The sequence below is a fragment of the Streptomyces sp. CLV115 genome (assembly GCF_038448545.1).
GTDB lineage: Bacteria > Actinomycetota > Actinomycetes > Streptomycetales > Streptomycetaceae > Streptomyces > Streptomyces sanglieri.
The window spans coordinates 1-11,020 of sequence record NZ_JBCEWQ010000217.1; the positions used below are offsets into that span (position 1 = coordinate 1).

The window sequence follows — 11,020 nt, forward strand, 5'->3', positions numbered from 1 at the left end:
GCCCGCCACCGCCGCCGCGCCGCGCGGTGCCCGCTTCGCCGTCGCCCCGCCCGGCGACGACACCTCCGCCGGGCCCGCCACCCGTGTCTCCGCCCCGGCCCCGGAGGCCCGCCGGGCCGCCCTGTGGACCGTCGAGCGGCTGGGCCGGCTGCGGGCCGACGGCAGCGGCGGTGCGGCACACGCAGTGCTCTGCGAGGCGGCCCGCCGGCCCGCGGAATGGCTGCCGGCGCTCGCCGTCGAGCTGCACCGGGCCGGCCTCGACGCCGACTGGGCGACGCTGCTGTGGGAGGTCGCCTCGCTGCCGCCGGCCCAACTCGCCTCCGCCGCTGGAGCGTTGCACGCCGCAGGGCGTCCGGACGACTGCGGGCAACTGCTGCGCCAGGGGGTGGCCGGCCCCGCCGGGGAGATCGCCGCCGCGGTGGTGGCGCTGGAACGGTCCGGCCAAGGGCCGCAGGCGCGGGCACTGCTGGGCGCCTTCGTCCGCGTACGGACTCCGCAGGACGCGGCGGAGGTCGCGGCGGACGATCCGGAACGCCTCGTCCCGCCACTGCTGGCCGCGGCCCGTGCCGTCTCACCGGCCAGGGAGCGGGACGTCGCCCACGCCCTGCGGGTGGCGGGCATCGCGGGGGCACCCTGAGCGGGCGCCCCCGGGCCGGTCACTCCGGGGGCGGCGGGTAGAACCGCCGGGCCCAGCGGCGGAACGGGCCGATCGGGCCGTCGCCGGGAGCGAGCCGCGGTGGCTGCTGGTACTGCTTGTGATTCCAGATCGGGAAGTCCGCGGCGGTGAACTCGCAGCTGGACCGGAACACGGCGCGGTCCAGCACCCTGGCCGCGGTCCGGCTCACCGCACGGGCGAGCGGGGCCGGCAGCCGGGACGGCTCGGCGAAGGCGATGCGATTGCGCTGCCGGAACTGCATCCGGTTGGGTGCGATCGCCGTCGGCATCACCATCGTGCACATCCGCAGGCCCAGCCGGGCCGTGTGCACATCGGCGTGCAGGCAGCCGAGCCCGTACCCGTCCACCTCCACGTCGACGACGAAGTCGCCCAGGAGCGGCGCCGACTCGTGGGCCCGCATGGAGACATGGAACGAGGCGTCGTCGTAGACCACCGGCCCGCCGATCTCGGCCCTGGCCCAACCGTGCAGGGTGGCGAAATGGCCGAGGTCGACCGAGTTCTCGATGACTTCCTGGACATTGCCTGCCAGCTCCCAGGCGGCGCTGCGGGCGGGCCGGTGGCCGATCTCGTGCCAGGCCGGGATCGTCCAGTCCGGCGCCCGGCCGTCGTGGTGCCGCCACACGAAAACCGCGCCGTTGACCTCCTGGACCGGCAGCTGCGACAACGGCGACTTCGGCGGCTTCGTGTCGTATCCGGTACGCACACACGCGCCGTCCGGGCCGAACGCGAAGAAGTGGAACGGACAGACGAGGTGGTCCCCCTCGACCCTGGCCAGCCCGAGATGCGCCCCCAGATGCGGGCAGTAGGGGCGGATGGCGCGGACCGCCCCCGTCCCGAGCCGGTACAGCACCACGTCCTCGCCCGCCAAGGGGCGGGTCAGGACGGTGCCCGGCCGCAGCTCCTCGGAGAACGCCAGCGCGGACCAGCCGCTCGGGCAGGGCAGAGCGGGCGCGCCCGCGACGTCGGCCGCTGTCGGCCCCTCGCTGATGGCGCGCCCGAACTCGCGTGACAGTCCCACCACATCCCCTTCCGGAATCGGTCCCCTGGACACTGCCCAGGCCGCTCCGGGATCCTCCCCGGGAGCCGCACATCACTCGAACGGGAAGGAACCGGAAGGGGGTTGACGCTGATCGGGACGAGAGGTCCTAGCGGGCCCGCTGCTCGTACCCCACGAGCCTGACGCAGACGGCGAGCCCCGCGATCGCCTGCTCCAGCTCCGGAAGCCCCGGGTAGCTCGGCGCGATCCGGATGACCGCGTCGCGCGGGTCGTCGCCGTACGGGTGGGTGGCGCCGGCCGGGGTCAGCACGATGCCCGCCTCGGCGGCCCGGCGTACGACCTCCTTGGCACAGCCGTCCGGCACCTCCAGGGTGACGAAGTACCCGCCCTTGGGCGAGGTCCAGGTCGCGAGTCCGGTGCCGCCGAGCTCGGCGTCCAGGATCCGGGCCACCACCTCGAACTTGGGCTGGAGCAGGGCGCGCTGGCGCTCCATGTGGGCCCGCACCCCGTCGGCGTCCCGCAGGAACATGACGTGCCGCAGCTGGTTCACCTTGTCCGGGCCGATCGAGCGCTTGCCGTTGTTGCCGAGCAGCCACTGGAGGTTCGCGGGCGAGGAGCCGAAGAACGCGACGCCCGCACCCGCCGCGGTGATCTTCGACGTGGAGCCGAACACGAACGCCCGGTCCGGGTTGCCGGCCTCGGCGCAGGCACCGAGCAGATCGGCGATCTCCACGGGCTCGTCGGTGAGGTGGTGCGCGGCGTAGGCGTTGTCCCAGAAGATCCGGAAGTCGGGGGCGGCGGTGCTCATCGCGGCGAGCCGGGCCACGGTCGCGTCGCTGTAGCAGACGCCGTCCGGGTTGCTGTACTTCGGTACGCACCAGATGCCCTTGATCGCCGGGTCCTCGGCGACGAGCCGCTCCACGGTCTCCATGTCCGGGCCGTCGGCGGTCATCGGCACCGGGATCATGTCGATCCCGAACCGCTCGCAGAGCGCGAAGTGCCGGTCGTAACCGGGCACCGGACACAGGAAGGCGATCCGGTCCTGGTCCACCCAGCGCGACTCGGCGCCCGGCACCACGCTGAGCAGGGCGTGCACCAGGCAGTCGTGCATCAGCTCAAGGCTGGAGTTCCCGGCAGCGAGCAGCTGGCCGGCCGGCACCTGGAGCACCCCGGCGAAGATCTCCCGGAGTTCGGGCAGCCCCTGGAGCCCGCCGTAGTTGCGTACGTCCACGCCACCGGCGGAGGTGTGCCGCCCGCCCGGCAGGCTCAGCAGGTCCTCGGAGAGGTCCAGCTGCTCGGGGGCCGGCTTGCCCCGGGTGAGGTCGAGCGAGAGCCCGAGTCCCGCCAGGTCCTGGTAGTCCTGACGGGCCCGGTCGAGGAGCCCGGACAGGGCGTCGGGGCTCAGCTCGGTGGTCATGGTGATTCCTCTCGCAGGTGCCGCTCTGATCGGGGGCGTCTGCCGAGAATACAAAGCGCCGCCGAAGGCCGGTGGGCCGGGCGTCGGCACCGGGCGGGCCGACGCCTTGTCGGTGCGGCGTGTTCTGATCCCCGGTATGACGGAACACACCTCCCGTCCCGACGTCCCCGCCTTCTCCGGCTCCGCGGTCCCGGCCGCCTGGGCCAGGATCGATGCCCGGCTCCGTACGCACGCCCCGGAGTCGTACGAGCTGCTCGCGCCGCCCGCGGACCCGGTCGCGGTGGAGGCGGCGCAGGTCAGGACGGGGGTGCGGTTCCCGGCGGATCTGCCGGCCTGCCACCACGGGCTCCGCGGATGGACGACCGTGCTGCCGCTACGGCCTCCGCTGCCGGTCGCGAAGATCATCGGTCACTGGGAGATGTGCGTGGGCATCAACGTCGACCTGGAGGAGGACGGCGATCCCGAGAAGGAGGGGGGAGCCCTGGTGGCACCGGCAGTGGATCCCGTGGGCCGAGAGCGACGGGGACTCCCAGATCATCGACATGAGGCAGGGGCCGCGGCAGGGCGGTTCGGGCATGATGCACCACGACCGGGGCGGTGTCTTCGAGGACGCCTGGCCCTGCCCGGCCGCCTGCCTCGAAGAGGTCGCGGACGTGCCGGAGAGCGGCGGTGCGGTCGGTGGGTGCCGGGCGCTCTTCCTGGCCGCCGACGGCGAGCTGTGGTGGGACGCCGAGGGAGCCGAAGAGGTGGACGGCGAGCCGCTCACTCCCGCCCCGCTTCGCCTGCGGCCGGGCATGTGGACCGCACGGGTGTGAAACATGATCGACTCAGCCGGTTCACGGCGATGGTCTTGCCCCGCTGTGTGACGGGGCTTACGTTCTCCTCTACGCACGTGTCTACGGGCGTAGAAACGCGTTGAGGCTCTCTGACGCCGCGTCGAAGGAGCAGCTCATGTCCCAAGTCGTACGCGCCGCACTAGTCCAGGCGACCTGGACCGGCGACACCGAATCCATGATCGCCAAGCATGAGGAGCATGCTCGCGAGGCCGCCCGTCAGGGCGCGAAGATCATCGGCTTCCAGGAGGTGTTCAACGCCCCCTATTTCTGTCAGGTGCAGGAACCCGAGCACTACCGCTGGGCCGAGCCCGTACCGGACGGGCCGACCGTCCGCCGGATGCAGGAACTCGCCCGCGAGACCGGCATGGTGATCGTCGTGCCGGTCTTCGAGGTCGAGCAGTCCGGCTTCTACTACAACACCGCCGCCGTGATCGACGCCGACGGCTCCTACCTCGGCAAGTACCGCAAGCACCACATCCCCCAGGTCAAGGGGTTCTGGGAGAAGTACTACTTCAAGCCGGGAAACGTGGGCTGGCCGGTCTTCGACACCGCCGTCGGCAGGGTCGGCGTATACATCTGCTACGACCGGCACTTCCCCGAGGGCTGGCGTCAACTGGGCCTCAATGGCGCCCAGTTGGTCTACAACCCGTCCGCCACCTCGCGCGGTCTCTCCGGCTACCTCTGGCAGCTGGAACAGCCCGCCTCCGCCGTCGCCAACGAGTACTTCGTCGCCGCGATCAACCGTGTCGGCCAGGAGGAGTACGGCGACAACGACTTCTACGGAACCAGTTACTTCGTCGACCCGCGCGGCCAGTTCGTCGGTGAGGTCGCTTCCGACAAGGAGGAGGAACTCGTCGTCCGCGACCTCGACTTCGGCCTCATCGACGAGGTCAGGCAGCAGTGGGCGTTCTACCGGGACCGCCGCCCCGACGCGTACGAAGGACTGGTGGAGCCGTGAGCAGTCTGCACCACCGGCACCTCGCCGTCAGCCCCGACTGGCTGGCGCTCTATTACAAACGCCCCCTGGAGATCACCCACGGCGAGGGCCGCCATGTCTGGGACGCCGACGGCAGGCGCTACCTGGACTTCTTCGGCGGCATCCTCACCACCATGACCGCCCACGCCCTGCCCGAGGTGACCAAGGCGGTCGGTGAGCAGGCCGGCCGGATCATCCACTCGTCCACGCTCTACCTCAACCGGCCGATGGTGGAACTGGCCGAACGTGTCGCCACGCTCTCCGGCATTCCGGACGCCAGGGTCTTCTTCACCACCTCCGGCACCGAGGCCAACGACACGGCGCTGCTGCTCGCCACCACGTACCGGGGCTCCAGCCAGGTCCTCGCGATGCGCAACAGCTACCACGGCAGGTCGTTCTCCGCCGTCGGCATCACCGGCAACAACGCCTGGTCGCCGACCAGCCTGTCGCCGTTGCAGACGCTGTACGTGCACGGCGGCGTCCGCACCCGGGGACCGTACGAGCACCTCGGCGACCCGGAGTTCATCAAGGCCTGCGTCGCCGATCTGGAGGACCTGCTCGGGCACACCCGGGCGCCCGCTGCCCTGATCGCCGAACCCATCCAGGGCGTCGGGGGATTCACCTCGCCGCCCGACGGGCTGTACGCGGCGTTCCGCAGGGTCCTGGACCGGCACGGTGTCCTGTGGATCTCCGACGAGGTGCAGACCGGCTGGGGCAGGACCGGCGAACACTTCTGGGGCTGGCAGGCGCACGGTGAGAACGGCCCGCCGGACATCCTCACCTTCGCCAAGGGCATCGGCAACGGCATGTCGATCGGCGGTGTCGTGGCTCGGGCCGAGGTCATGAACTGCCTGGACGCCAACTCCATTTCGACGTTCGGAGGTTCCCCGGTCACCATGGCCGCCGGCCTCGCCAACCTCTCCTATCTCCTCGAACACGATCTGCAGGGCAACGCCCGGCGCGTCGGCGGTCTGCTGATCGAGCGGCTGCGGGCGATCGGCGCGGGTTCGCGGTGCGTACGGGAGGTGCGCGGCCGGGGCCTGATGATCGGCATCGAGCTGGTGAGGCCCGGCACCGACGAGGCGAACCCGGAGGCGGCCGCGGCCGTGCTCGAAGCGGCCCGCGAGGGCGGTCTGCTCATCGGCAAGGGCGGCGGCCACAACACCAGCGTGCTGCGGATCGCACCACCGCTCTCGCTGACCATCCCGGAGGCCGAGGAAGGGGCGGAGATCCTGGCCGGGGCTCTGCGGTCGGTGGACCGATAACGCCGGGCGGTGGACGCAGGACGGGCCCCGGCCGCGAGGCGGCTGCGGGGCCCGTCCGGTCGGTCAGCCCCGGTGGCCGGTGGGGCGGGTGAGGTCCAGCGAGCGGACCGGGTCGAGCTCCCCGTAGTACGCGAGGTGCTCGTAGCGCACATCGGTGACGGTCAGCGTGGCTCCGGCGACGCCCCGGGGCACCGTGGTGCGCAGGCGCACCGAGCCGTCCTTCTTCGTGGTGCCGGTCAGCTTCTGCACCTTGCCGCCGGCCGTCAGCTCGGCCGTGACCTTCGCGCCCTTCACCGGCCTGCCCTGCGCGGTCCTCACGACACCGGTCGCGGTGACCTTCCAGGCGGAATCGGAGCCGGGCCTGCCCAGGAGCACGGTGCCGGCCTGCAGTGAGGCGACCGCGAGCTCCGACGGCGGGGCGGGCTGCGCGAAGGCGACCTGGTCGACGGTCCAGAAGGCGCTGTTCGTGCCGGTGTAGCGGAAGCTCAGCCGGGCCTCCTTCGCGCCCCGCGGAACGGTCAGCTCAAGACGCTCGACGGTGTTGCTGTCGGCCCGGTAGGACTTGACGAGCTGCGGGGCGCCACCGTCGTACGAGACGTAGACGTCGCCGGTCTGCGGACCGTCGACCCGGTAGTTCGTCGCGTACGACACGGTCGCCTTCGCCGCGCCGTTCAGCTGGTACGCGGGGCCGACCAGGGTGGAGTCGAACTGTCCGGCACCGTGCGCCTTGTCGTCCCACTCGTCGGAGTCGGCGACCGCGAACACGTCACGGGCGCGGACGTTCGTCTCGCGGCCCTGGCCGCGTTCGGCATTGGTCCAGAACTCGTCCGTGGCGAAGGACCAGCCGCGCCACTCGGTGACGCCACCGGCCGGCATCTTCGAGTTGTCGATCGACCAGCCCTCGGGCGCGGTGTCCGTCCACCCCTTGGTGCCGGCCGGGAGCCTGGTCTCGTCGACGGGCGGGCGCAGCGAGGGGCGCAGCGTGTCGAAGGCGTCCCGCTTCGGCTCGGCCAGTGAGGTGCCGTCGAGATTCCAGGCGGGGTCGGTGGCGACGCCCTCGTGGCGCAGCACCGTGGGCGCGATGTCGGTGATCTTGACGTCGTCGCGCACCGAGCCGGGCCGGATGCCCTTGCCCTGGGCGATCACGAACGTGCCGCGCTCCAGCGGGGTGTTGCCGCCGTGTCCGCCGGTGGGGGTGTGGCCGTGGTCGGCGGTGACGACGACGAGCCAGTCCTCCTTGGCGTACGCCGGCCGTGACGCCACCGCGTCGAGCAGCCGGCCGATTTGGCCGTCGGCGGTGTTGAGGGCCTTGAGGTAGGCATCGCTCGCGGAGCCGGTGCCGTGGCCGGCGCCGTCGACCTCGTCGAGGTGGACGAAGGTGGAGTCGGGGTTGCCGTGCGCGAGGTAGTCGGCGGCCTTGGCCGTGGTGCCCTCGTCGTCGCCGCCCGCGATCCGCAGATCGGTCTTCGCACCGAAGACGATCTGGGGGATCGGACTCCAGGTGCCGACGACCAGCGTGGAGGTGGCCGGGTCCGCGGTCTCCAGCCGGGTCGCGTAGTCCGGGTACTGGCCGTGGTTCGGGGCCGTGAAGTTGTTGTCCTTCACGTTGTGCTTGTCGGGCCAGACACCGGTGGCGATGGACGACCAGCCGGCGCCGGAGACGGTCGGGGCCATCGGGTCGGCGTACAGGTTGCTCCGGGCGGTCAGGCCCTTGGCCATCAGTTGTCCAAGGTTCGGCACGTCGGCGCGCGAGAAGGTGTCGAAGGTGGCGCCGTCGATGCCGATGACCAGGGTCTTCGCCTGCTTGGTGCCGGACGGCAGACCGGCGTACGGGGCGGCGGCCGGGGCCTCGGCCCCCTGGGCGTGGGCGGCGGTGGTGACGAGCGGCAGTGCGGCGGCGGCGACGGTGGCGGCAGCCAGCACCGTACGCGCGGAGCGCGACAGGAACACGTGATCCTCCGGGGCGGGTCGTTGGACACCGGGCGACGGGGGCGTCCGGTGATGTGTCCGAGGCTCGCCGTCGGTGGTGATCGGACCACGCCGCGTACGGGACGGGCGCATGAACCGTACTCAACATTTGGACCAGACCCGTAACCATTCCGTTATTCATCGGTGGTCGTGGTCCTCGCCGCGGCTGTGGGCCGGTGGAGTGCCGGGCGGATGAAACAGAAACGTCTTCAGCGGTTAGCGGCAGCGGTATTGCCACAGTGGGTAACCCACTTCTACGTTCTTCATCACGCACCTTGTCTACGTGCGTAGACCCATTCCGCCACGAGTGAGGAGGGGTACATGAGCCGCACCGTCATCCACGGTGGTCTTGTCATCACCGCGTCCGACGAACTGCATGCCGACGTACTCATCGAGGGCGGCCGCATCGTGGCCCTCGCGGCGCACGACAGCGACGCGGCCGAGAGCTGGAGCGCCGATCGCAGGATCGACGCCACCGGCAGATACGTCATCCCGGGCGGTGTCGACGCGCACACCCACATGGAGATGCCGTTCGGCGGCACCTACGCCGCCGACACCTTCGAGACCGGCACCCGGGCGGCCGCCTGGGGCGGCACCACCACGATCGTCGACTTCGCCATCCAGTCAGTGGGCCGCGCGGTCCGCGAGGGTCTCGACGCCTGGTACGCGAAGGCCGACGGCAACTGCGCCATCGACTACGCCTTCCACATGATCCTCTCCGACGTGAACGAGTCCTCGCTCAAGGAGATGGACCTGCTGGTGTCGGAGGGGGTCACCTCCTTCAAGCTGTTCATGGCCTATCCCGGCGTCTTCTACAGCGACGACGGCCAGATCCTGCGCGCCATGCAACGGGCCTCCCACAACGGCGGCCTGATCATGATGCACGCGGAGAACGGCATCGCCATCGACGTACTCGTCGAACAGGCCCTGGCCGAGGGCCGCACCGACCCGCGCCACCACGGCGACGTGCGCAAGGTGGCGCTGGAGGCCGAGGCCACCCACCGCGCCATCCAGCTCGCCCGCGTGGCCGGCTCCCCGCTGTACATCGTGCACGTCTCCGCCGACGAGGCGGTCGCCGAGGTCGCCGCCGCCCGCCACAAGGGACTTCCGGTCTTCGGTGAGACCTGCCCGCAGTACCTCTTCCTCTCCACCGACAATCTCGCCGAGCCGGACTTCGAGGGCGCCAAGTACGTCTGCTCCACCCCGCTGCGGCCCCGGGAACACCAGGAGGCGCTCTGGCGGGGGCTCAGGAACAACGAACTCCAGGTCGTCTCCACCGACCACTGCCCCTTCTGCTTCTCGGGCCAGAAGGAGATGGGCCGCGGCGACTTCTCGAAGATCCCCAACGGAATGCCCGGCGTGGAGAACCGGATGGACCTCCTCCACCAGGCGGTCGTGGACGGTCACATCTCGCGCCGCCGCTGGATCGAGATCGCCTGCGCCTCCCCGGCCCGGATGTTCGGCCTCTACCCGAAGAAGGGCACCATCGCCCCCGGCGCCGACGCCGATGTCGTCATCTACGACCCGGCGGCCGAACAGACCATCTCCGCCGAGACCCACCACATGAACGTCGACTACTCGGCGTACGAGGGGAGGCGGATCACCGGACAGGTCGAGACGGTCCTGTCGCGCGGTGAGGTCGTCATCGACGCAAGGAAGTACACCGGCCGGGCCGGACACGGCATGTACACCCCGCGAGCCACCTGTCAGTACCTGGACTAGGAGCACCCGTCATGGACTTCGGACTCGTCCTCCAGACCGATCCGCCCGCCTCGGCCGTCGTCGGCCTGATGCGCCGCGCCGAACGCAACGGCTTCCGCTACGGCTGGACCTTCGACTCGACGGTGCTCTGGCAGGAACCGTTCGTCATCTACAGCCAGATCCTCGAACACACCGAACACCTCGTCGTCGGCCCCATGGTGACCAACCCGTCCACCCGCACCTGGGAGGTGACCGCCTCCACCTTCGCCACCCTCAACGACATGTTCGGCAACCGCACCGTCTGCGGCATCGGACGGGGCGATTCGGCGATGCGCGTCGCCGGCCGCAAACCCAACACCCTGGCCCGGCTCGGCGAGGCCATCGACGTCATCCGCGACCTGGCCGAGGGCCGGGAGGCCATCGTCGACGGGCAGCCGGTCCAGATCCCGTGGGTGAAGGACGGCAGACTGCCCGTCTGGATGGGCGCGTACGGCCCGAAGGCGCTCGCGCTGGCCGGGCAGAAGGCCGACGGCTTCATCCTCCAGCTCGCGGACCCGTTCCTCACCGAGTGGATGATCAAAGCGGTACGGGACGCGGCGGCCGAGGCCGGCCGTGACCCGGACTCCGTGACCATCTGCGTCGCCGCCCCCGCCTATGTGAGCGACGACCTCGACCACGCCCGTGAGCAGTGCCGCTGGTTCGGCGGCATGGTCGGCAACCACGTCGCCGACCTCGTCTCCCGGTACGGCGCGCACTCCGGCCTCGTCCCCGAGGCCCTCACCGAGTACATCGCCGGGCGGTCCGGCTACGACTACAGCCATCACGGCCGGGCCGGAAACCCCGACACCACCTTCGTGCCGGACGGGATCGTCGACCGGTTCTGCCTGCTGGGCCCCGCCGAGGCGCACATCGAGAAGCTGCGGACCCTGCGGGACCTGGGCGTCGACCAGTTCGCGCTCTACAACATGCACGACGCGCGCGAGGCGACGATCGACGCCTACGGTGCGCGGATCATCCCCGCTCTGTCCGACTGACCCGCCCCTGTCCCGAGCACCCCCCACGGCTGTCCGCACCCCCGTCCCCGCATCGCGCTCTCCTGCGCTTCCCCGCTGTTTCCCGCGCGCCGCACCGCGCCACGCACGGCACCGTTCCCGAGCGAAGGGTCCAGCCGCCATGACATCGAC

At 71.0% G+C, this 11,020-nt stretch carries 8 protein-coding genes and 1 pseudogene; 6 read left to right on the forward strand and 3 right to left on the reverse strand.

All coding sequences use genetic code 11. The features are described from left to right. Window positions 1–637, forward strand: a pseudogene (locus AADR41_RS38735) (hypothetical protein); the annotation flags it as partial. Window positions 638–656: 19 nt separating this feature from the next. On the opposite strand, the gene AADR41_RS38740 reads toward AADR41_RS38735, so the two are convergent. After that, window positions 657–1,694, reverse strand: a complete 1,038-nt coding sequence (locus tag AADR41_RS38740; protein WP_342286900.1) for a Rieske 2Fe-2S domain-containing protein — start codon at window positions 1,692–1,694, stop codon at window positions 657–659. Between the two features lie 127 nt (window positions 1,695–1,821). Next, a complete protein-coding gene (locus tag AADR41_RS38745; RefSeq protein WP_342286902.1) occupies window positions 1,822–3,090 on the reverse strand; it encodes an aminotransferase in 1,269 nt (422 codons plus the stop codon). A 542-nt stretch (window positions 3,091–3,632) separates the two neighbouring features. Between AADR41_RS38745 and AADR41_RS38750 the strand changes: the two genes are divergently transcribed. From AADR41_RS38750 to AADR41_RS38760, 3 genes are all read left to right on the forward strand, one after another. Further along, window positions 3,633–3,905: a hypothetical protein gene (locus AADR41_RS38750; RefSeq protein ID WP_342286903.1), complete on the forward strand. Its 273-nt coding sequence runs from the start codon at window positions 3,633–3,635 to the stop codon at window positions 3,903–3,905. Between the two features lie 136 nt (window positions 3,906–4,041). Then, complete coding sequence (locus AADR41_RS38755) at window positions 4,042–4,884, forward strand: nitrilase-related carbon-nitrogen hydrolase (protein ID WP_342286905.1); 843 nt, start codon at window positions 4,042–4,044, stop codon at window positions 4,882–4,884. Continuing rightward, a complete protein-coding gene (locus AADR41_RS38760) occupies window positions 4,881–6,167 on the forward strand; it encodes an aspartate aminotransferase family protein (protein WP_342286906.1) in 1,287 nt (428 codons plus the stop codon). Before AADR41_RS38755 ends, AADR41_RS38760 begins: the two co-directional genes overlap by 4 nt. Before the next feature lie 63 nt (window positions 6,168–6,230). On the opposite strand, the gene AADR41_RS38765 is transcribed toward AADR41_RS38760, so the two are convergent. Then, window positions 6,231–8,117 (reverse strand): alkaline phosphatase family protein, encoded by a 1,887-nt coding sequence (locus AADR41_RS38765; RefSeq protein WP_342286907.1) that lies wholly within the window; start codon window positions 8,115–8,117, stop codon window positions 6,231–6,233. A 339-nt stretch (window positions 8,118–8,456) separates the two neighbouring features. On the opposite strand from AADR41_RS38765, the gene hydA reads away from it, so the two are divergent. Beyond that, the gene (gene hydA / locus AADR41_RS38770) at window positions 8,457–9,857 is read left to right on the forward strand and encodes a dihydropyrimidinase (protein WP_342286908.1); all 1,401 of its coding nucleotides are present in this window, start codon (window positions 8,457–8,459) and stop codon (window positions 9,855–9,857) included. Window positions 9,858–9,868: 11 nt separating this feature from the next. Beyond that, complete coding sequence (locus tag AADR41_RS38775) at window positions 9,869–10,870, forward strand: TIGR03842 family LLM class F420-dependent oxidoreductase (protein WP_342286909.1); 1,002 nt, start codon at window positions 9,869–9,871, stop codon at window positions 10,868–10,870. The last annotated feature ends 150 nt before the right edge of the window (window positions 10,871–11,020 follow it).